22 protein-coding genes are annotated in these 25,123 nt (G+C 68.6%); 12 read left to right on the top strand and 10 right to left on the bottom strand.

The genetic code is table 11. The features are described from left to right. Positions 1-22 precede the first annotated feature (22 nt). Positions 23-367, top strand: coding sequence for a tetratricopeptide repeat protein (locus tag E0H73_RS40320; protein WP_238164590.1), 345 nt, complete (start codon positions 23-25; stop codon positions 365-367). Here the strand turns inward: E0H73_RS40320 and E0H73_RS40315 are convergent. Next, positions 355-2,049 carry a glycosyl hydrolase family 28-related protein gene (locus tag E0H73_RS40315; protein ID WP_131365685.1) on the bottom strand — a complete coding sequence of 565 codons (1,695 nt, stop codon included), beginning with the start codon at positions 2,047-2,049 and terminating at the stop codon, positions 355-357. The two genes, E0H73_RS40320 and E0H73_RS40315, sit on opposite strands and share 13 nt — an antisense overlap. A 163-nt stretch (positions 2,050-2,212) precedes the next feature. Here E0H73_RS40315 and E0H73_RS40310 point away from each other — a divergent pair, with 163 nt between their 5' ends. Together E0H73_RS40310 and E0H73_RS40305 are read left to right on the top strand one after the other, a co-directional pair. Next, on the top strand, positions 2,213-3,346 hold the full coding sequence (locus tag E0H73_RS40310) for an LLM class flavin-dependent oxidoreductase (protein ID WP_131365683.1): 1,134 nt from the start codon (positions 2,213-2,215) through the stop codon (positions 3,344-3,346). Further along, positions 3,343-3,945 carry an FMN reductase gene (locus E0H73_RS40305; RefSeq protein ID WP_131365682.1) on the top strand — a complete coding sequence of 201 codons (603 nt, stop codon included), beginning with the start codon at positions 3,343-3,345 and terminating at the stop codon, positions 3,943-3,945. The genes E0H73_RS40310 and E0H73_RS40305 overlap by 4 nt, the downstream gene beginning before the upstream one ends. Before the next feature lie 15 nt (positions 3,946-3,960). Here E0H73_RS40305 and E0H73_RS40300 read toward each other — a convergent pair whose 3' ends face one another. Beyond that, positions 3,961-4,716, bottom strand: coding sequence for a TetR/AcrR family transcriptional regulator (locus E0H73_RS40300; protein ID WP_238164589.1), 756 nt, complete (start codon positions 4,714-4,716; stop codon positions 3,961-3,963). A 111-nt stretch (positions 4,717-4,827) separates the two neighbouring features. On the opposite strand from E0H73_RS40300, the gene E0H73_RS40295 reads away from it, so the two are divergent. Then, positions 4,828-5,781, top strand: a complete 954-nt coding sequence (locus tag E0H73_RS40295) for an ATP-binding cassette domain-containing protein (RefSeq protein ID WP_202867815.1) — start codon at positions 4,828-4,830, stop codon at positions 5,779-5,781. Continuing rightward, the gene (locus tag E0H73_RS40290; protein ID WP_131365678.1) at positions 5,778-6,572 is read left to right on the top strand and encodes an ABC transporter permease; all 795 of its coding nucleotides are present in this window, start codon (positions 5,778-5,780) and stop codon (positions 6,570-6,572) included. The genes E0H73_RS40295 and E0H73_RS40290 overlap by 4 nt, the downstream gene beginning before the upstream one ends. A 49-nt stretch (positions 6,573-6,621) precedes the next feature. Here E0H73_RS40290 and E0H73_RS40285 read toward each other — a convergent pair whose 3' ends face one another. After that, on the bottom strand, positions 6,622-7,389 hold the full coding sequence (locus tag E0H73_RS40285) for an SDR family NAD(P)-dependent oxidoreductase (RefSeq protein WP_131365676.1): 768 nt from the start codon (positions 7,387-7,389) through the stop codon (positions 6,622-6,624). An 81-nt stretch (positions 7,390-7,470) separates the two neighbouring features. Between E0H73_RS40285 and E0H73_RS40280 the strand changes: the two genes are divergently transcribed. Beyond that, complete coding sequence (locus E0H73_RS40280) at positions 7,471-8,010, top strand: GNAT family N-acetyltransferase (protein WP_131365674.1); 540 nt, start codon at positions 7,471-7,473, stop codon at positions 8,008-8,010. Between the two features lie 19 nt (positions 8,011-8,029). Here the strand turns inward: E0H73_RS40280 and E0H73_RS40275 are convergent, their stop codons facing one another. The 7 genes from E0H73_RS40275 to E0H73_RS40245 all read right to left on the bottom strand — a co-directional run bounded on the left by E0H73_RS40275 (position 8,030) and on the right by E0H73_RS40245 (position 15,290). After that, a complete protein-coding gene (locus tag E0H73_RS40275; RefSeq protein ID WP_131365672.1) occupies positions 8,030-8,419 on the bottom strand; it encodes a VOC family protein in 390 nt (129 codons plus the stop codon). A 16-nt stretch (positions 8,420-8,435) separates the two neighbouring features. Beyond that, entirely contained in the window at positions 8,436-9,260 is an 825-nt protein-coding gene (locus E0H73_RS40270) for a bifunctional allantoicase/(S)-ureidoglycine aminohydrolase (protein WP_131365670.1), read from the bottom strand. Continuing rightward, positions 9,257-10,600: an allantoinase AllB gene (gene allB, locus E0H73_RS40265; RefSeq protein ID WP_131365668.1), complete on the bottom strand. Its 1,344-nt coding sequence runs from the start codon at positions 10,598-10,600 to the stop codon at positions 9,257-9,259. The genes E0H73_RS40270 and allB overlap by 4 nt, the downstream gene beginning before the upstream one ends. A gap of 102 nt (positions 10,601-10,702) precedes the next feature. Then, positions 10,703-11,752: a glycerate kinase gene (locus E0H73_RS40260; protein ID WP_238164588.1), complete on the bottom strand. Its 1,050-nt coding sequence runs from the start codon at positions 11,750-11,752 to the stop codon at positions 10,703-10,705. Between the two features lie 53 nt (positions 11,753-11,805). Beyond that, a complete protein-coding gene (gcl, locus tag E0H73_RS40255) occupies positions 11,806-13,581 on the bottom strand; it encodes a glyoxylate carboligase (protein WP_131365664.1) in 1,776 nt (591 codons plus the stop codon). Beyond that, positions 13,581-14,465: a 2-hydroxy-3-oxopropionate reductase gene (locus E0H73_RS40250; RefSeq protein ID WP_131365662.1), complete on the bottom strand. Its 885-nt coding sequence runs from the start codon at positions 14,463-14,465 to the stop codon at positions 13,581-13,583. The genes gcl and E0H73_RS40250 overlap by 1 nt, the downstream gene beginning before the upstream one ends. 12 nt (positions 14,466-14,477) lie before the next feature. Then, complete coding sequence (locus tag E0H73_RS40245) at positions 14,478-15,290, bottom strand: hydroxypyruvate isomerase family protein (RefSeq protein WP_131365660.1); 813 nt, start codon at positions 15,288-15,290, stop codon at positions 14,478-14,480. 157 nt (positions 15,291-15,447) lie between these two features. Between E0H73_RS40245 and E0H73_RS40240 the strand changes: the two genes are divergently transcribed. The 6 genes from E0H73_RS40240 to guaD all read left to right on the top strand — a co-directional run bounded on the left by E0H73_RS40240 (position 15,448) and on the right by guaD (position 24,943). Beyond that, positions 15,448-16,980 carry a PucR family transcriptional regulator gene (locus E0H73_RS40240; RefSeq protein ID WP_165556035.1) on the top strand — a complete coding sequence of 511 codons (1,533 nt, stop codon included), beginning with the start codon at positions 15,448-15,450 and terminating at the stop codon, positions 16,978-16,980. A 137-nt stretch (positions 16,981-17,117) separates the two neighbouring features. Next, positions 17,118-19,031: a 2-oxo-4-hydroxy-4-carboxy-5-ureidoimidazoline decarboxylase gene (uraD, locus tag E0H73_RS40235; protein ID WP_131365657.1), complete on the top strand. Its 1,914-nt coding sequence runs from the start codon at positions 17,118-17,120 to the stop codon at positions 19,029-19,031. After that, on the top strand, positions 19,028-20,476 hold the full coding sequence (locus E0H73_RS40230) for a xanthine dehydrogenase small subunit (RefSeq protein ID WP_131365655.1): 1,449 nt from the start codon (positions 19,028-19,030) through the stop codon (positions 20,474-20,476). Before uraD ends, E0H73_RS40230 begins: the two co-directional genes overlap by 4 nt. Beyond that, positions 20,473-22,821 carry a xanthine dehydrogenase molybdopterin binding subunit gene (gene xdhB, locus E0H73_RS40225; RefSeq protein ID WP_131365653.1) on the top strand — a complete coding sequence of 783 codons (2,349 nt, stop codon included), beginning with the start codon at positions 20,473-20,475 and terminating at the stop codon, positions 22,819-22,821. The genes E0H73_RS40230 and xdhB overlap by 4 nt, the downstream gene beginning before the upstream one ends. 5 nt (positions 22,822-22,826) lie before the next feature. Then, positions 22,827-23,663 carry a xanthine dehydrogenase accessory protein XdhC gene (xdhC, locus tag E0H73_RS40220; protein WP_202867820.1) on the top strand — a complete coding sequence of 279 codons (837 nt, stop codon included), beginning with the start codon at positions 22,827-22,829 and terminating at the stop codon, positions 23,661-23,663. After that, positions 23,660-24,943, top strand: a complete 1,284-nt coding sequence (gene guaD, locus E0H73_RS40215; protein ID WP_131365650.1) for a guanine deaminase — start codon at positions 23,660-23,662, stop codon at positions 24,941-24,943. The genes xdhC and guaD overlap by 4 nt, the downstream gene beginning before the upstream one ends. The last annotated feature ends 180 nt before the right edge of the window (positions 24,944-25,123 follow it).

The raw sequence follows: 25,123 nt of genomic DNA, 5'->3' as shown, positions 1-25,123 counted from the left end.
CTGTGTCGACAGGAGGTGTTTGGTGGAGGACTTGCGGGCTCTTAGTTATGGGCTGGGGCAGCAGTACTTCGAGGAGCGGGATTATCGGGGGGCTATTCGGGCTTTGCGGCCGGTGGTGGAGGAGACGCCTGAGGATGTGGGGACTCGGCTGTTGCTGGCTCGGGCCTACTATCACGCGGCGTTGCTGAAGCCGGCTGAGGAGCAGTTGCTCGAGGTGCTCGAGCGGGAGCCGACCGAGTACTACGCGCACCTGATGATGGCGCGGACGCTCGAGCGGCAGTCGCGGGCCGAGGAGGCCGGCAAGCACCGCCGGATCGCGGCGGCACTCACCGGTGACGACGAACTCCTCAGGCCTCACAGCGCCTGACGTTGGGCGGCGTAGAGGTCTGTGACGGCTGGGCGGGTGCCTAGTAGGTAGGTCGCGTTTTCGAGGTCGCCTTGGAAGTCGCGGGGTAGGCCGCTCGGGTCTGAGGTGAGACCTTGCAGGCCGACCGTGATGCTGCGAGGCGCGATGTCGGCGAGTTGGATCGCGTAGGGGCTGCCGGAGGTGATCCGGACGTTCCAGTGCGCGATCCGCGCGCCGAACAGCGGCCCGGACGCGGCCGATCCGCCGACCCGTCCGTTGTTCGCCAGCGTGATGTCGGTACGGGCGTTCTCGAACGGCATCGCGCGATGCGTGTCGAACGTCCCCTCGGCCATCCGCCCGCGCCGCCAGACGTTGCCCGCCGACAGCCCTTCCAGGTTGAGACCGTGATGTGTCGACCCGGACGGCAGCGGCACCGTGAACTGCTCGATCTCGAACCCGTCGACCTGGTTGTCGTGCGACTGCATCCGGCAGGCGAAACTGTGATGCGCGGACCGGCCGCCGACGACCACGTTCGTCAGCGTCACCGCCTTCGTCGTGGTGAACCCGAACCCGAGATCGCAGTTCTCCACGCGTACGTCGTCTGCCCAGCAGTCATGAACCGCCTGGAAACAAAGGCCGTTCGACCCCGGATGCCGGTTGTGCGCCGTCATCGGCCGCAACTCGTTCCGGATCGTCAGCGACTCCACACCGACGTCGTGCACCGTCGGCCCGACCTCCCGCAACCGCGACGGCCAACTCGGCCGGAGGTCGTACCTGAGCGGCTGCGCCAGCCGCACCAACCGCTCACCCAGCACCGCCTCGATCCGCACCGGCCACTGCAGGGTCGCATACTGCACGTACTGCCCACCGGACCCGGTCGTCAGCTGCGGCGCCTTCACCGGCCAGTCGTACTCCCGCGTCCCGGCCACGTCCCCGGCCAGATGCCGCAGTACGCCGGCATCGGCCGGATTGTCGGTCTCGAGTACGACGAGATCTCCGGCGGCGAGGTGTTCGGTCGAAGACACGAGCAGCGTCCGTTGCCCTCGGGACGCGGCACCGACCTCGGCCAACGTGTCGCCAAGCATCCAGCCTTCGGAGCCGGCGTAGTCCTCGCTCTCGGACAGAGCCTTCCGCTCCGGCGCCATCACCCAGATCTGTCCGCCGGTCCACGACCAGCGGCTGTTGCCGGTCGACTGCAGGTTCGGCCGGTAGCCCTCCTCGAGCGGGCGGTTGAAGTGCAGGATCGTGCGCTCCCGGCCCGCACCCTTCAGGACGACGTTCGACCAGTGGATCCAGATCGGCGAGTCGAAGCGGTACACACCGGGAGGTACGACGACCGTCCCGCCACCGCGACTGCCGGCGTACTCGAGGGCCTGGGTGAACGCGACGGACGCGTCGGCGGTGCTGCCGGGGCGGGCGCCGAAGTCGGTGACGTTCGCGATCACACGCGGACGGCGCGGTCGCTCGCCGCCGCGGAAGCCGGCGTGGGAGATGTCGGGGATGAGCGGATGGGCACCGGGCGCCTCCGCCCACTCGGCCAGGAGCTGAGTGGAGAGGTCACCCTGAGAGGCGGGCGTCGCTGGTGAGGCGGGCGGGGTGGCGGCCGCCGCGGGTGAGGCGAGCAGGGTGGTGGCGGGGACGGCGGCTGCGCCACCGAGCAGGAGACGACGGGTCAGGCGGGGCGACGTGTTCGGGTTCTGCATGGAGAACGCTCCTCAGGGGCGGTGAGGTTTCGCATGACGGGACCTAGTTTCACCACATGGACCCGACCTGACAAGGGCGTGATGGAATGACGGACCGGGGAGTGGCGTTGACCTGGGTATCAATAGTTTAATCGTGAACTATCTACCCAGTCGAGGAGGACAGATGCAGTTCGGTGTGTTCACCGTCGGTGACGTGACCGAGGATCCGACCACCGGCACGGCCGTGAGCGAGGCCGAGCGGATCAAGGCGATGGTGGCCATCGCGCTGAAGGCCGAAGAGGTCGGCCTGGATGTGTTCGCCCAGGGTGAGCACCACAACCCGCCGTTCGTGCCGTCGTCGCCGACCACCCAGCTCGGCTTCATCGCCGCGAAGACGTCGAAGATCATCCTGTCCACCGCGACGACCCTGATCACCACCAACGACCCGGTGAAGATCGCCGAGGACTACGCGATGCTGCAGCACCTGGCCGACGGCCGGGTCGACCTGATGATGGGTCGCGGCAATACCGGCCCGGTGTACCCGTGGTTCGGCCAGGACATCCGCAACGGCATCGGGCTCGCGATCGAGAACTACGCCCTGCTGCGCCGGCTCTGGCGTGAGGACGTGGTCGACTGGGAGGGCAAGTTCCGTACGCCGCTGCAGGGCTTCACCGCGACACCGCGGCCTCTCGACGGCGTACCGCCGTTCGTGTGGCACGGGTCGATCCGCTCGCCGGAGATCGCCGAGCAGGCCGCGTACTACGGCGACGGCTTCTTCCACAACAACATCTTCTGGCCGGTCTCGCACACCCAGCGGATGATCGAGCTGTACCGCAAGCGCTTCGAGCACTACGGCCACGGCGCCGCGGACCAGGCGATCGTCGGACTCGGCGGTCAGGTGTTCATGCGGAAGAACTCGCAGGACGCGGTCAACGAGTTCCGGCCGTACTTCGACAACGCGCCGGTCTACGGACACGGACCCACGCTCGAGGACTTCAGCCGGGAGACGCCGTTGACGGTCGGCAGCCCGCAGCAGGTGATCGAGCGGACGCTCTCGTTCCGGGAGCACTTCGGTGACTACCAGCGGCAGCTGTTCCTGATGGACCACGCCGGACTGCCGTTGAAGACCGTGCTGGAGCAGCTGGACATCCTCGGCGAAGAGGTGGTTCCGGTGCTGCGCAAGGAGTTCGCGGCGAAGCGACCGGCGCACGTGCCGGACGCCCCGACGCACGCCTCGCTGAAGGCCGCCGCCGAGCGGGCGCGCGACCTGGAGACGATCCCGGAGCCGGCCGGATCGGTCGAGGAGACGAGCCGATGAAGGAACGTGTGATCGCCGTGGTGACGGCCGGGCTGACGACACCGTCGTCGTCCCGGCTGCTCGCCGACCAGCTGGCGGCCGCCGTCAAGGACGAGCTGTCCGGTCGCGGGATCGAGTCGCGGATCGAGCTGATCGAGGCCCGCGACCACGCGCACGACCTCACCAACAACCTGCTCACCGGCTTCCCGTCGGCCGAGCTGGAGAAGGTGCTCGACACGGTCGCCAAGGCGGATGCCCTGATCGTGGTCTCGCCGACCTTCAGCGCGTCGTACTCCGGGCTGTTCAAGATGTTCTTCGACGTACTCGACGACCAGGCGCTGGCCGGCAAGCCGGTCCTGCTCGCGGCGACCGGCGGGACCGAGCGCCACTCCTTGGTGCTCGAGTTCGCACTGCGGCCGCTGTTCGCCTACCTGAAGGCGATCCCGGTGCCGACCGCCGTGTACGCCGCGTCCACGGACTGGGGTCCGAACGCGACGACGCTGCGGCCCCGCATCACTCAGGCCGCGACCGAGCTGGTCGCCGCCCTGCAGCACGAGACACCGACGCAGGTGGATCCGTACGACAACCCGACGCCGTTCGAGGACCTGCTCAACAGCTAGAGCCCTGGTTAACGGCTAGGCCCGCTCGTCGATGAGCAGTGAGATGCCGTCGAGAATCCGGGTCAGTCCGAAGGACAGCGCGTGCGCGGGGTCTATGACGGATTGGAACTGTTCGCCCACCGAGGTGCCGACCCGGCCCGCCACCGGGAAGTGCTGAGCCGCGCCGGACATAACGCGGGTCAGGGTCGGCGAGATCTGCCGCCACCACTCCTCGTCCGACAGCCCGGACTCGCGCTGAGTGCGGAGCTGTTCGGCGCGCGCGCGGGCGGTGCCGTGGACGTGCGTGAGTACGAGTGTCAGGGCGGAGTCCATCTCGACGTCGGTCAGCCCGAGGCCGTCGAGGGGCCGTAGCTCGGCCTCGTATTTGACGGTGATGTTGGGACCGAGCGCGTTCCGCATGGTCGGAACGTCATGGATCCACGGGTGCTTCGTCAGCACATCCCAGTTGCGGCGGGCAATGAACTCCAGCGCGCCACGCCAGCCGCCGGGCTGCCGCGACGGCTCGTCGGCGTCGGCGTACAGATCGCCGTACACGCTGTCGAACATCAGGTCGGTCAGCTCGCCCTTGCCGGGGACGTGCGTGTAGAGCGACATCGTCCCGGCCTTGAGTTGCTCGGCGACCATCCGCATGGAGACCGCGTCGAGCCCTTGAGCATCGGCCAGGTCGATCGCCGTGTCGACAATCGCCCGCACGGTCAGGCCGGACCGGCCGGGCTTGGTGTGGCTGCCCCACAGCAGCGCCAGACTGCGCGCCGGATCGGGCGCGGACACCTTCTTTCCTGCCAACGGAACTAACTCCAGCCGCTCGTCGTTGTTCCGATCGTACCTGAGTCGTACAGTGTACGGTACACTCTACGACTCAACCTGGGCGAGAGGTGGGAAGTGACTACGGAACGTGTGATCGAGGCGGTCGGCGTACGCAAGAACTACCGGGGCGGCACCGAGGGGGCGGGGCTGAACGGATTCGACCTGGAGGTCACCGCCGGCACCGTGACAGGGCTGCTCGGCCCCAACGGCGCCGGCAAGACGACGGCGGTGCGGATCCTGTCCACACTGCTCGAGCTGGATTCCGGAACGGCGGCGATCGCGGGGTACGACGTTCGCCGGCAAGGAGCGGAGGTACGGCGCCGGATCGGACTGGTAGGGCAGTACGCCGCGATCGACGAAGTACTGACCGGGCGGCAGAACCTGGTGATGTTCGGCCGGTTGAACCACCTGGGCCACGCGGCCTCGGTGCGCCGGGCCGACGAACTGCTCGAGCGGTTCAGCCTGACGGAAGCGGCCGGTCAGGCGGTCAGCAAGTACTCCGGTGGGATGCGGAGGCGGCTCGACCTGGCGGCCAGCCTGATCGTGGCGCCGGCGGTCCTGTTCGTGGATGAGCCGACGACCGGGCTGGATCCGGCCGGACGGCTCGAGGTGTGGTCCGCCATCCGGCAGTTGGTGGACGGCGGGACGACGGTGTTGCTGACGACGCAGTACCTGGAGGAGGCGGATCAGCTGGCGAACCGGATCTCGATGCTCAAGGCCGGGGTGGTCGTGGCCGAGGGCACCCCGGACGAACTGAAGACGCAGCTTGGCTCCGACTGGCTGGACCTGGTGCTGGTCGATCCAGCCGACGTGCAGCGGGTCGCCACATTGGCCGGACCACTGGCGGATGGAGACATTCGGATTGTCGACAATCGGATCAGCGTGCCGGTGAAGGACCGTACCAAGGCTCTCGTGGTGATGGCCAACTCGTTGCATGAGGCAAGGATCGAGCCGGAGGACATCACCTTGCGCAGACCCACGCTGGACGAAGTGTTCCTGCACCTGACCGGACCGGAGGTGGCGGCATGAGCACCTTCGGCTGGGCGCTCGCGGATGGTTGGACGATCGCGCGGCGGACGCTGACGCACTGGCGGATGCAGCCGGGGCTGGTGCTCTTCTCCTGGTTCTTCCCGGTGCTGATGCTGCTGATGTTCGGCGGGTTGCTCGGCGGGGCGATGGACTTCCCAGAGGGCGAGTCGTACTACGAACTGCTCGTGCCGGGGATCTTCGCGCTCTCGATGCTGTTCGGGCTGGAAGGCACGATGACCGCGGTCACCCAGGACAGGGACAAGGGGGTGACGGACCGGTTCCGGTCACTGCCGATGAGCTCGACGGCGGTCGTGCTCGGGCGGTGCATCGCGGACATGCTCGACTCGGTGGTGACGCTGATCGTGCTGGCCGCGGCCGGGCTCGCGCTCGGCTGGCGATGGCATGAGGGGTTGCCGGCCGCGGTGGCGGCGTTCGGGTTGCTGTTGCTGCTGCGGTTCTCGTTGCTGTGGATCGGGATCTTCATCGGGCTGACGGTGAAGAACGCTCAGAGCGTGATGATGGTGCAGGTTCTGGTGTGGCCGATCGGCTTCCTGTCCAGTGCGTTCGTCGCCACGTCGACGATGCCTGCCTGGCTCGGCACGATCGCGCAGTGGAATCCGTTGTCGGCGACGGCCACCGCGTCCCGTGCTCTGTTCGGCAATCCCGATCCGTCGGCGGCCGCCACCTGGATCGGAACCCACGCGGAGCTCGCGGCGATCATCGGGCCGCTGGTGCTGACCGCGGTGTTCCTGCCGCTGTCGGCGCACCGCTACCGCACGCTCTCCCGCTAGACGTGACGCGCGGGCCCTGGCGGCGTACCAGGGCCCGCGTGGACGTTGCCTAGGGCATCAACTGGCCGCCGTTGACCTCGATGATCTGGCCGGTGACGTACGACGCCATCCGCTCCGAGGCGAGGAACAGGATGGTGCCGACGCACTCGTGCGGGGTGCCGGTACGGCCCATCGGGATGGTTCCGATCATCGCCTTCATCTGCTCGTCGCCGGTGTGGCGGTCGTGGAACGGGGTCTTGATCACGCCGGGCGAGATCGCGTTGACGCGAATGCCGTCCGGGGCGACCTCCTTGGCCAGACCGCGGGTGAAGGTGCTGACCGCGCCCTTGCTGGTCGCATAGACGACCGAACCGCCGCCACCGCCGTTCCGGCCGGCGATCGAGGTGACGTTGATGATCGACCCGCCGCCCTGCGCGCGGAACACCGGCACGATCTTACGGCTGACCGCGAACACCGACGTCAGGTTCACGTCCAGGATCCGGTGGAACTCCTCGTCCGGTACGTCGGTCACCGGGGTCCGCTTGACCAGGTCACCGGCGTTGTTCACGAGTACGTCGATCCGCCCGTGCTTCGCGAGAACGTCGTCGATCAGCTTCCCGGCCGACGCCGGGTCCGCGAGGTCCGCCTGGTGCAAGGACGCCGTACCGCCGGCCGTCTGGACCGCACCCAGCGTGTGCCTGACCCCCTCCTCGTTCTGGTGGTAGTGCAACGCCACCGCGGCCCCGGTCTCCGCGAACCCCACCGCCGCCGCAGCCCCGATCCCGCTGCTGGCCCCGGTCACCACCACAACCTGATCCCTGAAATCCAGATATCCCATGCGCCCCATCCTCCCCCGACCGCGCCTGGGAACGCGCCGTGGGCTGGTCCCAAGCGGTGCGGCCGGGGGTAGATTTTTTGGATGGAATATGCGCTGGGGCGGTTGGATCTTCGGCGGTGGCGGACAGGGGACGCGCTGCGGCTGACGGCGGCGCATCGCGATCCCGAGATGGCGAACCAGAACGGGATCGTGGACCGCGCGTCCGCAGTGGACTGGATCGGGCGGGTGGCGGACCTCGACAACGGGCACGTGTACGCGGTCGCAGACGCGGACGACCACCCGATCGGGTGTGTGGCCGTGACGAACATCGACCGGCACCAGGTCGGCTGGACGTGGTACTGGACCCTCGCCGAAGTGCGCGGCCAAGGCGTCGCCCGGGACTCGCTCCGCGCCCTCGCCAACTGGGCCCACCGAGAGGCAGGTCTCTACCGCCTGGAGCTAGGCCACCGCACCAACAACGCGGCCTCCTGCGCGGTCGCCGCCGGCGCCGGCTTCCTCTACGAAGGCCTGGAGCGCCAACGCCTGGCCTACGACGGCACCCGCTACGACGTAGAACGCCACGCCCGCCTCGCCACCGACCCCCTCGACCCACCCCAACGCCCAGTCACCGTCAGCATCTGAGCCGTCCCCAGCTGAGCCGTCAGCGAACCGGCGGCTGCAGGACGCAGAACTCGTTCCCGTCCGGATCAGCCAGAACATGCCAGACCCAGCCGAACTCCACGATCGGCTCCTCGGTCACCTGGGTCGCCCCCAACGCACGCACCCGGCTCACCTCCGCGGACAGATCCGGCGTCCGAAGGTCCAGGTGCAGACGGTTCTTGCCGGCCTTCCGATCGTCCGTGCGCTGCAGCAGAACCTCACAGCCACGCCCGTCGCCGGGAATCAGACTCAGGTAGGTCGCGGACGCGCCGCCCGCGCGGTCGTAGCCCAGGACCTGGCTCCAGAACTCGGCCGAACGCTCCAGGTCGGACACGTCGACCACGATCGCCAACTCGCCGTGGGAGTACCGCTGCACCTCGCGATCAGCCATGCGGCGACCCTACTGATCAGAGCTTGAGTTTGGGGTGGCGGTTCACGTCTTTGTAGAGGAGGTAGCGGAAGCGGCCGGGGCCGCCGGCGTAGCAGGCTTGGGGGCAGAAGGCTCGCAGCCACATGAAGTCGCCCTCCTGGACCTCAACCCAATCTTTGTTGAGGAGGTAGACGGCCTTGCCTTCCAGCACGTACAGGCCGTGCTCCATCACGTGGGTCTCCGGGAACGGGATCACTCCACCGGGCTCGAAGCTGACGATGTTGACGTGCATGTCGTGCCGTACGTCGTCCGGATCCACGAAGCGCTGCGTCTTCCACCGCCCCTCGGTGTCCGGCATTGCCAGACCTTCGACATCCACCTCGTTCGTCACGAACGCCGGCGGTACGTCGATCCCCTCGATCCGCTCGTACGCCTTCCGCACCAAGTGGAATCGCGTGACCCGATCGCTCACGTTCCGCACGGTCCAGTCGACGCCCGGCGGCACGAACGCATACCCGCCCGGCCCGAGCTCGTGCTTCTCGCCGTCCAGCGTCACCGTCACGCTGCCCTCGACCACGAACAGCACCGCCTCGGCCGCCGGATCCGTCTCCGGCCGGTCACTCCCACCGCCGGGTGCAACCTCGACGATGTACTGCGAGAACGTCTCCGCGAACCCGGACAACGGCCGCGCGAGCACCCACAACCGGGTGTCGTCCCAGAACGGCAGCCGGCTGGTGACGATGTCCCGCATGGTGCCGCGCGGGAGTACGGCGTACGCCTCGGTGAAGACGGCGCGGTCGGTGGTGAGGTCGCTCTGCGGGGGCAACCCACCGGCCGGCGAGTAGTAGCGCGGCGCGCTCATCCTTGTCCTCCTCGGTTCAGCAGCCGTCCGCGGGGGCCGGCTTCGATGTCGACGGAAACGCCGCGGAGCCAGGTACGGCGGACCACGCCCGCGAGCGGGCGATCGGCGTACGGCGTGATGGCGTTCTTGTGCTGTAAGGCGTTCGGGTCGACGACGAAGGTCTCGTCGGGCGCGAGGACGCAGAGGTCGGCGTCGTACCCGACCTCGATCCGGCCCTTGGTCCTCAGCCCGACCTGCGCGGCCGGCGCCTGGCTCATCCAGCGGGTGACGTCGGCCAGGGTGAAGCCGCGCTTGCGCGCCTCGGTCCACACTGCGGGCAGTCCGAGCTGGAGCGACGCGATGCCACCCCAGGCTGTACCGAAGTCACCGGTGTCCAGGTGCTTGAGGTCGATCGTCGACGGCGAGTGGTCGGACACGACCAGGTCGATCACGCCGTCGCGCAGGCCGTCCCAGAGGCGTTCACGGTTCTCGGCCTCGCGGATCGGCGGGCAGCATTTGTACTGCGTCGCGCCGTCGGGGATCTCCTCGGCGGTGAAGGTCAGGTAGTGCGGGCAGGTCTCGGCCGTGATCCGGACACCGTCACGCCGGGCTGCGGCGATGATCGGCAGGACTTCGGCGCTGGACACATGCAGGATGTGCACCCGGCAACCGGTCGCGTGGGCCAGGTCGATGACACCGGCGACGGCCTCGTTCTCGGCCGCGCGTGGGCGGGACTTCAGGAACGCGGGATAGCTGGAGCCGTCCGGCGGGGAGGCCAGGTCGATCCGGTGCGCGTCCTCGGCGTGCACGATCAGCAAGCCGTCGAAGGAGCTGATCTCATGCATGGCCGCCTCGAGTTGCGCCTGATCGAGCGGCGGGAACTCGTCGACGCCCGAGTGGAGCAGGAAGCACTTGAACCCGAAGACGCCGGCGTCGTGCAGCGGACGCAGGTCGGCGACGTTGCCCGGGATCGCGCCGCCCCAGAAGCCGACGTCGACGTACGCCTGGTTCTGGGCGGTCTTCCGCTTCACCTCGAGCGCCGGTACGTCGCAGGTCGGCGGGATGCTGTTCAGCGGCATGTCGATGATCGTGGTGACGCCCCCGGCCGCGGCGGCTCGGGTCGCGGAGGTGAAGCCCTCCCAGTCGGTGCGACCGGGATCGTTGACGTGGACATGGGAGTCGACCAGGCCGGGGAGGAGCACTTCGTCGTCGGCCAGGTGCACCTGCTCAGCGGCCGTGAGGTCGGCGTCGTACGGCGCGACCGCGGTGATCCGCCCGTCCCGGACGCCGACGGCACACGCCCGCTCACCCCCGGCGCTCACCACGCGGCGGGCCCGGATCACGAGGTCCAGCCAGCTCATCCACGTCCTCGCTTCGCCCCGTGCGCGGATGAGGCGCGAAGCGTGCAGTGCTTGATGATGAACTCGCTCCGCTCGTTCATGCGTCGCCCCTCTCACTTGCTGTCATCGTAGGTGGTCCGCCGCGATCCGCTCCCCGAGTCGCTGCAGCAACGGGACGGGCTCCGCGATACACCGCCGTACGTCCGGCTCCAGGTCGGTCAACGCGTACGCCGCGACTACGCCGGCTGATCGCAGTCGCTCAGGGTCCAGGTTGTTGCTTCCACAGACCGCCACCACTGGGATGCCCGCGGCGGCCGCTGCGACCCCGGCGACCGCCTTACCGTGCAGGGTCTGCTCGTCCAGCGCGCCTTCCCCGGTGATCACGAGATCGGCGCCTTGGAGCTGCTCGTGAAACCCAACGAGCTCGAGCACAAGCTCGATCCCCGGCCGCAACTCCGCCCCGAGCAGCGCCAGCGCGGCAAACCCCACGCCGCCAGCGGCCCCGGCTCCTGGTGCATCACGAAGATCCTGTCCAGTCTCCCGAGCCACCAGGTCAGCCCAGCGCCCCAGTGCAGCGTCAAGCTCCTTCACCTGCACGGGGTTGGCACCCTTCTGCGGCCCGTAAACAGCAGCCGCACCAGTTGCCCCAGTCAACGGATTGTCCACATCACAAGCCACCACGACCTCGATCCCGTCCATGCGGTCGCGAAGTGCACGTAGGTCGAGCGCATCCGTGCCAGCCAAGGCATTCACGATCCCGGCGCCTCCGTCGGTTGAGGCGCTGCCGCCTATGCCCAGGATTACTCGAGTGCAGCCGGCGTCTGTGGCGGCGGCTATTAGTTCGCCGGTTCCGCGGGAGGTTGCGGTCGTTGGGGCGGGGACTCCGCCGGGTAGGCGGACCAGGCCTGAGACGTCGGCCAGCTCGACGACGGCTACATCGTCGCGGCGGGCGTAGCTGGTTTTGACTGGTTTGCCGGTGGGGCCGGAGGCGGTGACCGGCACCAGGTGGAAGCCGGCCGCGACGGCGGCGGCGAGTGTGCCGTCGCCGCCGTCAGCCACTGGAACGGAGACCACAGTCATGTCCGGGTGGACCTGGCGGAGGCCGGTGCCGACCGCGGCGGCGACCTCCGCGCTGGTGAGACTGCCTTTGAACTTGTCCGAGGCAACAACCACCCGGCGCCCCGCCCCTTGCTTCGCTCGGGTCGGGGAGAGTGAGGGACCGGACATCAGTCGAGCAGGGCGAGTGCGGTTGGGGCGTCCTCCGGCAGCTCGGCGAGGTCTTCGAATTCGATGATGTTGTCGATCTCCAGGCCCATGGACACGTTCGTGACCCGCTCCAGGATGACCTCGACCACGATCGGGACCTGGTGCTCGACCATCAGCTTCTTGGCCTGCTCCAGGGCCGGCAGGATCCCGTCCGGCTCGAACACCCGCAGCGCCTTGCAGCCGAGTCCTTCGGCGACCTTCACGTGGTCGACGCCGTACCCGTTCAGCTCGGGGCTGTTGATGTTCTCGAACGACAGCTGCACGCAGAAGTCCATGTCGAACCCACGCTGTGCCTGCCGGATCAGCCCGAGATACGAGTTGTTCACGACCACGTGGATGTAGGGGATGTTGAACTGCGCCCCGACCGCCAGCTCCTCGATCAGGAACTGGAAGTCGTAGTCACCCGACAACGCGACCACCGTGCTGTCCGGATCCGCGACCGCGACTCCCAGCGTCGCCGGCACGGTCCACCCGAGCGGGCCGGCCTGACCGGCGTTGATCCAGTGCCGCGGCCGATACACGTGCAGCATCTGAGCAGCCTGGATTTGCGACAATCCGATTGTCGACACGTAGCGAGTGTCGGGACCGAACGCCCGGTTCATCTCCTCGTACACGCGCTGCGGCTTGACCGGCACGTTGTCGAAGTGCGTCTTGCGCTGCAACGCCGTCTTCCGGGCCTGGCACTCGTCCACCCAGGCGGACCGGTCCGCCAGCTTGCCCTCGGCAGCCCACTCCCGCGCCACCTCAACGAACACCTCCAGCGCGGCGCGAGCGTCCGACACGATCCCGTAGTCCGGCGCGAACACCCGTCCGATCTGCGTCGGCTCGATGTCGACGTGGATGAATTTCCGCTCGCCCCGGTAGACGTCGAGACCACCTGTGTGCCGGTTGGCCCACCGGTTCCCGATCCCCAGTACGACGTCGGCCGCGAGCATGGTCTCGTTGCCGTAGCGATGCGAGGTCTGCAGCCCAACCATCCCGGCCATCAACCGGTGGTTGTCGGGAATCGCACCCCACCCCATCAGCGTCGGAACGACCGGCACTCCGACGATCTCGGCGAACTCAACCAACAGGTCGGCCGCGTCCGCGTTGATGATCCCGCCACCGGCAACAATCAGCGGCCGCTCGGCGTCGTTCAGGTACGACAGGGCCTTCTCCGCCTGGGCTCGCGTCGCGGCGGGGCGGGCGACCGGCAGCGGCTCGTAGGTGTCGATGTCGAAGTCGATCTCCGTCAACTGGACGTCGATCGGCAGGTCGATCAGCACCGGGCCGGGACGGCCCTCGCGCATCAGCTGGAACGCCTTCTGGAATGTCCCCGGCACCTGCGCGGCCTCCATCACCGTGACGGCCCACTTCGCGACCGGCTTGGCGATCGAGGCGATGTCGACCGCCTGGAAGTCCTCCTTGTGCAGCTTCGCCACCGGCGCCTGACCGGTGATGCACAGGATCGGGATCGAGTCGGCCGAGGCGGAGTACAGGCCGGTGATCATGTCGGTGCCGGCGGGTCCCGACGTACCGATGCAGACGCCGATGTTGCCGGCGCGAGCCCGGGTGTAGCCCTCGGCCATGTGCGCGGCAGCCTCGACGTGGCGAGCCAGCACGTGCTTGATGCCGCCGTGCTTCTTCATCGCGCTGTAGAAGGGGTTGATCGCAGCACCGGGCAGACCGAACGCCTGCGTCGAGCCTTCCTTCTCCAGGATCAGAACCGCGGCGTCGACCGCGCGCATGCGGGCCATCAGTCCGTCGCCTTCCCGGACAGGCGCTCGACTCCCCGGAGCAGAGCGGAGTGGTCGAGACCGCCGTCACCGTTCGCGCGAGCGGACGCGACCAGCTGGGCAACAAGCGCACCCAGCGGTACGACGACTCCCGCCTCGCGAGCGGCGGCGGTGACGATGCCCATGTCCTTGTGGTGCAGGTCGATCCGGAAGCCGGGCTGGAAGGAGCGGGACAGCATGTTCTCCTTCTTCTGGTTCAGTACGGCGGATCCGGCCAGGCCGCCGCCGAGGACCTCGAGGGCAGCCTTGGTGTCGACGCCGTACGCCTCCAGGAAGATGACAGCCTCGGACACCGCTTGGATGTTGGCGGCAACAATCAGTTGGTTGGCAGCCTTGACCGTCTGGCCCGAACCGCTCGGTCCGACGTGGACCACGGTCTTGCCGACGACGTCGAACAGCGGCTTGGCGACCGCGAAGTCGTCGGCCTCGCCACCGACCATGATGGACAGCGCCGCGTTCCGAGCGCCGGCCTCGCCACCGGAGACCGGGGCGTCGAGCATCCGGAAGCCCAGCGCCCGCGCCTGCTCGGCGAGCTGCTGCGTGACATCGGGCCGGATGCTGGAGAAGTCGACGATCAGCGTGCCGGTCTCGGCCAGCTGGAAGACGCCGTCCTCCCCCTCGAGCACCTGCTGGACGTCGGGCGAGTCCGGCACCATCACGGCGACCACGTCGGCGTTCTTGACCGCGTCGGCCAGCGAGGTTGCGGCACGTCCCCCGGCCTCGATGAGTTCCTTGGCTCGCTCGGGGCTGCGGTCGAATCCAGCGACTGGGTGACCGGCGTTGGCCAGGTGCACGGCCATCGGGTTGCCCATGATGCCTAGGCCGATGAAGGCGATGTTCGTCATGTCTGTCTTCTCCTATGCAGTGGCGGGCCGGCGCTCGCGCGGCAGCCAGCCGAAGCTCTCGTCGGTGGTGGTGGACGGCTTGTACTCGAGGCCGACCCACCCGGCGTACCCCTGGTTCTCGAGGTCGGCGAGCTGCCGGTCGAGCGGCAGCGATCCGGTGCCGGGTTCGTTGCGGCCGGGGGCGTCGGCGATCTGGACGTGCGCGATCCGGTCCGCGTGACCGGTGATGACGCGGTCGACGTCGTCACCGTTGACCGCCAGGTGGTACAGGTCTGCCAGCAGGCCGACGTTCGCGGCTTGGACGCGATCGATCACGGCCAACGCGTCGGCCGCGGTGCGCAGCGGGTACCGCTCGGCGCCACTGACCGGCTCGATCAGCACGGTGCCGCCGATCCGGGCGGCCGCGCGGGCGGCCAGACCGAGGTTCTCGACGGCGAGCTCGTCCCGCTCGGCCGCGGTCTGGTCGTCGACCCGGTTGCCGTACAGGGCGTTGAACGCCGGGCAGCCCAGCCGCTCACCGATACCGATGGTGGCGTCGATGTTGTCGCGGAACTCGCCCGACCGCTTCGGCCAGGAGACCAGGCCGCGGTCGCCGCCGGGCATGTCGCCGGCGAAGAAGTTCAGGCCGACCAGCTGGACGCCGGCGTCCTGGATCGCGGTGACGAAGGCGTCGGCGTCGGTGTCCGACGGCACCGCCTCGGCGAACGGCCACCAGAACTCGACCGCGCCGAAGCCCGCCCGCCGGGCGGCCGCGGGTCGCTCCAGCAACGGCAGTTCGGTGAACAGGATCGAGCAGTTCACCGCGTAGCGCAGCGCGTGACTCATGGTGTCCCTTCCTTTGATATTCCGTATCGTGGAAGTTTGTTTCTGTTCTGCGAAATGACCATAGGATGCCCGGAAAGGACGCGTCAAGGTTTGAGTGGCCGGTCCGCCGTTGTACGTTCCTGTCAGGACCGGGCGATCGGGCCAGAGGAGGTGCGCCGTGCTGGTGTCCGAACTGCTCGACGCGCCGGAGCTGGGCCTGCGCCTGCTGCACGCGCCCGACGGCACGCTCGATCGCCCGATCGGGCGGCTCGTCACGACCGACCTGCTGGAGCCGGGCCGGTACCTGAACGGCGGCGAACTCGTGCTGACCGGGCTGGTCTGGCGCCGTACCGAGGCCGACAGCGAGACCTTCGTGGCGTCGGCGGCCGGTCGCGGCGCGGCCACGATCCTGGCCGGCCGGGCGCTGCTCGACCGCATCCCCGACGACCTGCTCGATGCTTGCCGTCGGCATCAGATCGCCCTCGTAGAAGTGCCGGTCGAGGTCGCGTTCGCGGACGTGACGGAGTATGTCGCGGCCGCGGGAGCAGCCGAGACCGGCGCGCGGCTGTCCGCAAGCCTCGTCCGGCAGCGGCACTTGCTGTCCTCGATCGCCGCCGGCCGCAGTCTCGACGAACTGGCCGCCCGTATCTCAGCGGAGATCGGGCATGCCTGCAGAGTCATCACGCCGACCGGGCGGCACGTCGTACCTGGTCCTGGTGAACTGGACGACGCGACGCTGGATGCGGTCACTCGGCAGTTCCTGGTCGCGGATCGGATGCCGGCGGTCGCGGCCATGGGTGACGCGTCGTTCAGCCTGTTCCCGATCGGGTCGGGACTCGACAACCGGCTGACGGCGTGGGTCCTGCTGATCGAAGGCGACCATCAGGAGTGGCCGCGCGATCATGTCGAGGCCGTGCAGGAGTTGTGTGCCGTCGCCGCGCTCGACCGCGCTCGGCGGGATGAAGGTCGATTGGCTCTCAGGCCCCTGGTGTCGGACGCCTTGGCGCTGGTCGAGTCCGGCGGTCCACTCGCCGAGGTCGCGATTCGCTTGCGGCAGGCCGGTGCGCAGTCGGATCGGCCGATGGTGGTTGCGGTCGCCGAGCTCCGCGACGAACCGCGCAACGACATCGCGTTCAGCGTTGTCGAGGATGTGGCGTTGACCGTCGGTCCGGCAGTGGTCGCGGCTGGGCGGGACGACCTACTGGTCGGCTTCCTGCCGTCGTCGCCCGGGCTGCCCGAGCAACTGCGACGGGCCTTCGCCCGGCTCTCACCTGGGCTCGGGCGCGGGAGGCTGTCGGTCGGGGTCAGCGGTGAGACAGGTGTCGACGCCTTGGCCGGCGCGTTGGAGGAAGCGCGCTTCGCGCAACGGGCTGCACACGCAGGCCGTACGCCGGTGTCGGTGGTGACGTCGGACGAGGTCGCCTCGCATGTGTTGCTGCTCGCAACCTTGCCCGACGACGTACGCCGTACTTACACCCACCGGGTTCTCGGGCCGGTGCTCGAGCACGACCGTCGTACGAACGCCGAACTGCTGGCCACGCTGCGCGAATTCCTCGCCTGCTCGTGTTCCTGGGCGCGTACGGCGGAGTCGATGCACCTGCACGTCAACACCGTTCGCTACCGGATCGAACGCGTAGAGCAACTGACCGGACGCGATCTGTCCCAGTTGGAGGACCGAGTCGACGTGTTCCTCGCGCTGAAATCGCTGTGAACGCGGCGGTTTGGGTGATCACACAGATTCACGTGGTCTGAACCCCGCATCTTCGGAGGTTCACCGGGTGCAATCGGAGCCGGCCTGCGCTCAAGCTTTCGAGCAGGCCAGAACTGCCGCACCGAGGAGTGTGTCCGATGAAGACAGTCCCGCGACCGAGCCGCCATCCCGTCGACGAGGTGCTGCCGGCCGGCAAGCTCGCCGTGTACGGCGCTCAGCACGTGCTCGCCTTCTACGCCGGCGCGGTGATCGTACCAATCCTCCTGGCCAACTCGATCGGCCTCAGCACCGAGCAACTGATCCACCTGATCAACGCCGACCTGTTCACCTGCGGCATCGCCTCGATCATCCAGTCCGTCGGATTCTGGAAGGTCGGCGTGCGGCTGCCGCTGCTGCAGGGCGTCACGTTCACGGCGGTGTCGCCGATGATCGCGATCGGTCTGGCCGCCGGTGGGGGGACCGACGGCCTGCTGGTCATCTACGGCGCGGTGCTGGTGGCCGGTCTCGCCACCTTCTTCATCGCACCGTTCTTCAGCCGGCTGATCCGGTTCTTCCCACCGGTCGTGACGGGTTCGGTGATCACGATCATCGGCCTGGCACTGCTGCCGGTGGCGGCCGGGGACGCGGTCGGCGGCGCGGGGCCGACGGCCGATCCGACCAGCGGCAAGAATCTGGCCTACGCGCTCGGGACACTCGGACTGATCGTGCTGATCCAGCGGGTCTTCAAGGGGTTCATGGCCACGGTCGCCGTCCTGGCCGGCCTGGTGGTCGGAACTCTGGTCGCCTGGGCCTTCGGCGACGCGCACTTCAGCGCGGTCAGCGACGCGGCCTGGGTCGGGGTCACCCAGCCGTTCTACTTCGGCTGGCCGAAGTTCTCGATCGCGGCGATCATCTCGATGGTCGTGGTCATGCTGATCACCGCGGTGGAGACGACCGGTGATGTCTTCGCGACCGGAGAGATCGTCGAGAAGCGGATCGGCAAGGACGACATCGCCCGCGCGCTGCGGGCCGACGGCCTGGCCACCACGATCGGAGGCGTCTTCAACTCCTTCCCCTACACCTGCTTCGCCGAGAACGTCGGCCTGGTCCGGCTGACCCGGATCCGCAGCCGCTGGGTGGTCGCGGCCGCCGGCGGGATCATGATCCTGCTCGGGCTGCTGCCGAAGGCCGGTGCGATCGTGGCCGGCATCCCGCACCCGGTGCTGGGTGGCGCGGCGCTGGCGATGTTCGCCACCGTGGCCGTGGTCGGCTTCCAGACCCTGGCCAAGGTCGACTTCCACGACCACCGCAACGTGGTCATCGTGGCGACCAGCGTCGGCCTGGCCATGTACGTGACCGCGCAGCCCCAGGTCGCCCAGGCGGTGCCGGGCTGGGCCGAGATCATCTTCGGCAGCGGCATCACCCTCGGCAGCCTGACCGCGATCGGCCTGAACATCCTCTTCCACCACGTCGGCAAGGACTACGGTCCCGCGGTCGCCGGGCAGCCGGGCGACACGATCCGGCTGGACCAGGTCAACAAGATGAGCCGTGACGAGTTCGTCGAGACGTTCGCCGGCCTGTTCCAGGGTCCGCGCTGGGCCGTCGAGCGGGCCTGGGAAATGCGGCCCTTCGCCGACACCCACGCACTGCGCCGGTCCTTCCAGGAGGCTTTGTTCTCCGGCTCGCACGAGGAGCAGCGGCAGCTGATCGGGGCCTACCCACAGCTCGGCTCGCAGTTCGTCGCCGACGGCCTCAGCGGCGAGGCGTCGCTGCGGGACCAGTCGGACAAGGGCCTGACCTTCCTGGCCGATCCGGAGCGTGACGAGCTGGCCACGATCACCGAGGCGTACCGCGAACGGTTCGGCTTCCCGCTGGTCATCTCGGTCCGGGACGCGGATTCCTTCCACCGGATCATCGAGCAGGGCCGGGAGCGGCTGGACAACTGCGAGAACCAGGAGCACGCCGCCGCACTGCTCGAGATCGCGAAGATCGCCGGATACCGGTTCGACGACTTCCTCTCCGACGCCAATCCGATCCATAGTGCAAGAACACGCTGGAGCAGTAACAGATGACGACGACAACGCAGGCGCTGCGTGCGCCTTCGATCAAGGTCAACGGGGCGGACACCGCGATCGGCGACGTCCCGGTCCACACCACTGTGCTGGACTGGCTGCGCGACCGTGGCCTGACCGGTGCCAAGGAAGGCTGTGCGGAAGGCGAGTGCGGGGCGTGCTCCGTGCTCGTCGCCCGGCCCGGGACGGATGCCCCGACCGACTGGACCGCGGTGAACGCGTGTCTGCTGCCGATCGGGTCCCTCGACGGCCAGGAGGTCATCACCTCCGAGGGTCTGGGGTCCCCCGAGGCCCTGCACCCCGTGCAGGAGGAGCTCGCCGTACGTGGTGGGTCACAGTGTGGCTACTGCACCCCGGGCTTCGTCTGCAGCATGGCCGCCGAGTTCTACCGCTCGACCCGTACGACGTCCAACGGGCACTGCGATCACGAGCACGGTCCCAACGGGTTCGACCTGCATTCGCTGAGCGGGAACCTGTGCCGTTGCACCGGCTACCGCCCGATCCGGGACGCGGCGTACGCGCTGGGCGATCCGTCGGCCGACGACGCGCTCGCCACCCGGCGGTACGCCCCACCGCCCGCGCCGGCGACGACCCGGATGACCAAGGGTGAGGCGGAGTTCGTCCGGCCGCCCGGGCTGGCCGACGTACTCCAGCTGATGGCCGATCGGCCCGACGCGCGGATCGTTGCCGGGTCGACCGATCTCGGGGTCGAGGTGAACCTGCGCGGCCTGCGTCCTCCGCTCGTGGTCGCGATCGACCGGCTGGCGGAGTTGCGGGAGTTCGAGTTCGGGCGCGACGAGGTCCGGATCGGGGCGGCGCTGACGTTGAGCGAGATCGAGCGGATGCTGGCCGGGCGCGTCCCCTTGCTGGCGCAGATGTTCCCGCAGTTCGCGTCGCGGCTGATCCGGAACGGCGCGACGATCGGCGGCAACCTGGGGACTGGCTCGCCGATCGGTGACACCCCGCCGGCCCTGCTCGCGCTCGACGCGTCGCTCGTGCTGGCGTCTCACCGCGGTGAGCGCGTCGAACCGCTGGCGGACTATTTCACCGGCTACCGGCAGACGCTCAAGGCGGATGACGAGCTGATCAAGACCGTGGTCCTTCCGCTGCCGCTCGCACCGCTGTCCGCCTTCCACAAGATCGCCAAGCGCCGCTTCGACGACATCTCGAGCGTTGCCGTCGGGTATGCCGTCGACGTGGTGGACGGTGTCGTCCGCGAGGCCCGGATCGGGCTCGGCGGGGTCGCCGCCACCCCGCTGCGCGCCCGGGCGACTGAGGAGACGCTGATCGGCCAGCCGTGGACCGAACGCACCGTGCGCGAGGCCGCCGCGGTCATGGCCGCCGAAGGTACCCCGATGGACGATCACCGCGCGAGCTCGTCGTACCGCTCGGCGATGCTCGGCCAGTCGCTGCTTCGCTTCCACGCCGAGGAGGTGCCCGCATGAGTTCGCTGTCCGAGCGGCCGCCGGTGGCAGTCGTCGGCGTACCGATGCCGCACGAGAGTGCCGCGCTGCACGTCACCGGTCATGCTCTCTACACCGACGACCTGGTCCAACGGACGCGCGACGTACTGCATGCGTATCCGGTGCAGTCGCCGCACACCCACGCTCGCGTCACGGCGCTTCGCGTGAAGCCGGCGTACGACGTACCTGGTGTGGTGCGGGTGCTGACGGCGGAGGACGTGCCGGGGGTGAACGACGCCGGTGTGAAGCATGACGAGCCGTTGTTCCCGTCCGAGGTGATGTTCCACGGGCACGCCATCTGCTGGGTGCTCGCGGAGACGCTGGAGGCTGCGCGGCTGGGGGCTGCCGCGGTGGAGGTCGAGTACGAGCCACTCGAATCGCTGGTGACGGTTCGAGAGGCGATCGCGGCCGGGAGCTTCCAGGGCACCGGGCGTCATCTGGAGCGTGGGGACGCCGAGGGTGCGCTGGCCGCGGCGGCGCATGTGTTCGAGGGTGAGTTCGAGTTCGCCGGGCAGGAGCACTTCTACCTGGAGACCCACGCGGCGCTGGCCCACGTCGACGAGGGCGGGCAGATCTTCGTCCAGAGCAGTACGCAGCACCCGTCGGAGACGCAGGAGATCGTGGCGCACGTACTCGGCCTGGCCAGCCACGCGGTGACCGTGCAGTGCCTGCGGATGGGCGGGGGCTTCGGCGGCAAGGAAATGCAGCCGCACGGGTTCGCCGCGATCGCGGCACTCGGGTCGACGCTGACCGGACGGCCGGTGCGGCTGCGGCTGAACCGGACGCAGGACGTGACGATGTCCGGCAAGCGCCACGGCTTCCACAGCGGGTGGAAGGCCGGCTTCGATGACGAGGGGCACCTGGTCGCGTTGGACGCGACCCTCACCGCTGACGGCGGCTGGAGCCTCGACCTGTCCGAGCCGGTGCTGGCCCGGGCGATGTGCCACATCGACAACGCCTACTGGATCCCCAACGTGCGGGTCGACGGTCAGATCGCCAAGACGAACAAGACCTCGCAGACGGCGTTCCGGGGGTTCGGCGGGCCGCAGGGGATGCTCGTCGTCGAGGACATCCTCGGCCGGTGCGCCCCACTTCTCGGGTACGACGCCATGGAGTTGCGGCACCGCAACCTCTACAAGCCGGGCGACAGTACGCCGTACGGTCAGCCGGTCCGGCACGCAGATCGGCTGGAAGCTTGCTGGAGCCAGGTGTCCGCGGGTGGTGACGTGGTCCGCCGGAAGGCGGAGATCGAGCGGTTCAACGCGACGCATCCGCACAAGAAGCGGGCGCTGGCGATGACTCCGGTGAAGTTCGGGATCTCGTTCAACCTGACGGCGTTCAACCAGGCCGGCGCGTTGGTGCACGTCTACAAGGACGGCTCGGTGCTGATCAACCACGGCGGCACCGAGATGGGCCAGGGTCTGCACACCAAGATGCTGCAGGTCGCCGCGACGACGCTCGGCGTACCGCTCGCGCGCGTCCGGCTGGCGCCGACCCGCACGGACAAGGTGCCGAACACCTCGGCGACGGCGGCGAGTTCCGGCGCCGACCTCAACGGGGCGGCGATCAAGAACGCGTGCGAGCAGATCCGCGAGCGCCTCGAGCAGGTCGCGAGCGGCCGGCTCGGCATCAGTCCGCACGACGTACGGATCAGCGACGGCGTCATCCGTGGGCTGTCCGATGGTGAGGATCTGCGCTGGGAGGACGTCGTCAACGCGGCGTACCACCAGCGGGTCCAGCTCTGGGCGGCCGGCTTCTACCGGACCGAGGGTCTGCACTGGGACGCCAACGCGATGCGCGGCGAGCCGTTCAAGTACTTCGCGTACGGCGTCGCCGCCGCGGAGCTCGAGGTGGACGGGTTCAGCGGCGCGTACACACTGCGCCAGGTCGACATCGTGCACGACGTCGGGGACAGCCTCAGCCCGTTGATCGACCTCGGTCAGATCGAGGGCGGGTTCGTGCAGGGCACCGGCTGGCTGACGCTCGAAGACCTGCGCTGGGACGAGAGCAACGGCCCGAATCGCGGTCGGCTCGCCACGCAGGCGGCCAGCACCTACAAGCTGCCGAGCTTCTCGGAGATGCCTGAGGTGTTCAACGTCCGGCTGCTCGAGAAGGCCCACGAGGACGGCGCGGTGTACGGCTCCAAGGCGGTCGGCGAGCCGCCGCTGATGCTCGCCTTCTCGGTGCGGGAGGCGCTGCGGCAGGCCGCCGCGGCGTTCGGCCCGGCCGGGACGAGCGTGGAGCTGGCGTCGCCGGCAACGCCCGAGGCGGTCTACTGGGCGCTCGACCGGGCTCGGTCGAGCGTGCTCACGGCGAGTGGGGTGTGAGCGAGATGGAGTGGATGAAGGCGGTTCAGCACCTGCGATCGCAGCGGCGCGCCGGCGTTCTGGTGACAGTGATGTCGGTGCGCGGGCATGCGCCGCGGGAGGCCGGCGCCAAGATGGTGGTTGCCTCGGACAACGTCTGGGCCACTGTTGGCGGCGGCAACCTGGAGGCGGTCGCGATCGAGCGGTCGCGGGTGATGCTCGCGGAAGGCACGACCACGCCGGAGGTGCTCGACGTGGCGCTGTCGGACAAAGCGCCGTACCAGCATGGGGTGCAGTGTTGTGGGGGTGAGGTGAAGTTGTTGCTCGAACCGTTGCCGGTGGTTCCGTCCGTGGCGATCTTCGGGGTCGGGCACGTGGGGCTCGAGCTCGCGCGGATCCTGGCGCGGCATGACATCGAGCTGCATCTGATCGACTCGCGGCCGGATCAGCTCGAGGCCGGACGGCTGCAGGTGCTCGACGATGCGGTGGCCAACGTCCATGTGCATCAGGTGCCGGTGTTGCCGGAGCTCGTGGTGGCTGAGCTGCCGCCGGGGACCCACGCGCTGGTGATGACGCACGACCATGCTGAAGACGCGGCGTTGTGTGACGCGGCGCTGCGGAACGAGCAGCTCGCGACGATCGGGCTGATCGGATCGACCGCGAAATGGGCTCGCTTCCGTCGCAAGCTCGCCGAGGACGGCAACCCGGCCGAAGCGATCGACCGGATCGTCACCCCGATCGGTCTGCCGCATCTCCCCGGCAAGGAACCGGCCACCATCGCGGTCAGCGTGGCGGCCTGGCTGCTCCAACTGTTCGTTGCCGAGCGCAACCCGGCGCCGGTTCATCGTGAGGCGAAGGCATGACCATCTTCCGAGGCACGTTCCTCGACACCCCGGACAACCCGTTCACCGGTGGCGACCTGCGGGTCGACACCGACGCCGGCGTCCTGGTCACGGACGGGACGATCGTTGCCCGCGGCACCTTCGCGGACGTACGCCGGGCGCACCCGGCCGAGCCTGTCGTCGACCTGACCGGTGGCCTGGTGCTGCCTGGGTTCGTTGACACGCATGTGCACTTCCCGCAGATTCGGGCGGTCGGCGGGCTGGGGTTGCCGTTGCTCGAGTGGCTGGACAAGTACGCGCTGCCGGAAGAGGCGCGGATGGCTGACGCGTCGTACGCGGCTGGGGTTGCGTCCGAGTTCGTACGTGGGCTGGCTGCGGCGGGGACGACGAGTGCGTTGGTGTTCGGGGCGCACTACGCCGATGCTGTCGACGCGCTGTTCACAGCCTCGTCCGAGGTCGGGTTGCGGGTGACGAGCGGGTTGGTGGTGAGTGATCGGCTGCTGCGGCCGGAGCTGCATACGACACCTGATCGGGCTTACCGCGAGTCGCTTGCCTTGGCCGAGCGGTGGCATGGGGTGGGACGGAATCGGTACGCCGTGACGCCGCGGTTCTCGTTGTCGTGCACGGACGAGCTGCTTGCGGTGTGTCACGACGTACTCGAGGAGGTGCCTGGGGCGCTGTTCACGTCGCATCTGAACGAGAACGAGGCGGAGATCGCGGCGGTGTCCGAGTTGTTCGGTGGATGTGACTACGTGACGACGTACGACCGGCATGGGTTGGTTGACCGGCGTAGCGTGCTTGCTCACAACGTGCATCCGACGGATGTCGAGCTCAAGCTGCTCGCCAACGCTGGGGCTTCGGTGGCGCATTGTCCGACCAGTAATGCAGCGCTGGGGAGTGGGTTGTTCCCGCTGACTCGGCATCTCCAGCATGGGGTCCGGGTTGCGCTGGGGTCGGATGTCGGCGCTGGCACTGGGTTCTCGCTGCTGAAGGAGGGGCTGCAGGCGTACTTCGCTCAGCAGCTCCAGGCTGAGGACGGTCACCCGCTGTCCGCCGCACACCTTCTGCACTTGGTCACCACGGCTGGTGCGGATGCTCTCGGGCTGAGCTCCGAGGTTGGCGATCTCTCTGTCGGCAAACGCTTCGACGCGCAGCTGCTGCGCCCCGCGGAGGGCTCACCACTGGCCGTCAGCATCGCCCACGCCGACGACCCCGAGGAAGCTCTGGCCCGGACCTTCACCCTCGGCACCCCCGCCGACGTACGAGCCGTCTGGATCAACGGCGACCTCCTCCACACCTGAGCCCGCCAACACCCCCGGCCCAACCACTCACCAGGTGGTTGGGCCGGACCACTTTGTGCACCGGTCAGCCGTCACGGCGGCGGCGGTTTCAACCAGTTGTTGCACGCAGCGCCTCGTCGAGGGCTTGGGCTGGAGTCTTCCATCCCAGGGTCTGTCGTGGGCGGGTGTTCAGCCGGTGGG

It is taken from the genome of Kribbella pittospori, from assembly GCF_004331465.1.
GTDB classification, from domain to species: domain Bacteria; phylum Actinomycetota; class Actinomycetes; order Propionibacteriales; family Kribbellaceae; genus Kribbella; species Kribbella pittospori.
This window is presented reverse-complemented; position numbering and strand designations above follow the sequence as displayed.

Coding starts and splice junctions, on each gene's coding strand:
- E0H73_RS40245 (WP_131365660.1), bottom strand. CDS start 15,290: ATGAGTCACGCGCTGCGCTACGCGGTGAACTGCTCGATCCTGTTCACC.
- E0H73_RS40280 (WP_131365674.1), top strand. CDS start 7,471: ATGGAATATGCGCTGGGGCGGTTGGATCTTCGGCGGTGGCGGACAGGG.
- xdhB (WP_131365653.1), top strand. CDS start 20,473: ATGAGTTCGCTGTCCGAGCGGCCGCCGGTGGCAGTCGTCGGCGTACCG.
- xdhC (WP_202867820.1), top strand. CDS start 22,827: ATGGAGTGGATGAAGGCGGTTCAGCACCTGCGATCGCAGCGGCGCGCC.
- gcl (WP_131365664.1), bottom strand. CDS start 13,581: ATGGCCCGCATGCGCGCGGTCGACGCCGCGGTTCTGATCCTGGAGAAG.
- E0H73_RS40250 (WP_131365662.1), bottom strand. CDS start 14,465: ATGACGAACATCGCCTTCATCGGCCTAGGCATCATGGGCAACCCGATG.
- E0H73_RS40305 (WP_131365682.1), top strand. CDS start 3,343: ATGAAGGAACGTGTGATCGCCGTGGTGACGGCCGGGCTGACGACACCG.
- E0H73_RS40270 (WP_131365670.1), bottom strand. CDS start 9,260: ATGAGCGCGCCGCGCTACTACTCGCCGGCCGGTGGGTTGCCCCCGCAG.
- allB (WP_131365668.1), bottom strand. CDS start 10,600: ATGAGCTGGCTGGACCTCGTGATCCGGGCCCGCCGCGTGGTGAGCGCC.
- E0H73_RS40310 (WP_131365683.1), top strand. CDS start 2,213: ATGCAGTTCGGTGTGTTCACCGTCGGTGACGTGACCGAGGATCCGACC.
- E0H73_RS40290 (WP_131365678.1), top strand. CDS start 5,778: ATGAGCACCTTCGGCTGGGCGCTCGCGGATGGTTGGACGATCGCGCGG.
- E0H73_RS40315 (WP_131365685.1), bottom strand. CDS start 2,049: ATGCAGAACCCGAACACGTCGCCCCGCCTGACCCGTCGTCTCCTGCTC.
- uraD (WP_131365657.1), top strand. CDS start 17,118: ATGAAGACAGTCCCGCGACCGAGCCGCCATCCCGTCGACGAGGTGCTG.
- E0H73_RS40230 (WP_131365655.1), top strand. CDS start 19,028: ATGACGACGACAACGCAGGCGCTGCGTGCGCCTTCGATCAAGGTCAAC.
- E0H73_RS40275 (WP_131365672.1), bottom strand. CDS start 8,419: ATGGCTGATCGCGAGGTGCAGCGGTACTCCCACGGCGAGTTGGCGATC.
- E0H73_RS40285 (WP_131365676.1), bottom strand. CDS start 7,389: ATGGGATATCTGGATTTCAGGGATCAGGTTGTGGTGGTGACCGGGGCC.
- guaD (WP_131365650.1), top strand. CDS start 23,660: ATGACCATCTTCCGAGGCACGTTCCTCGACACCCCGGACAACCCGTTC.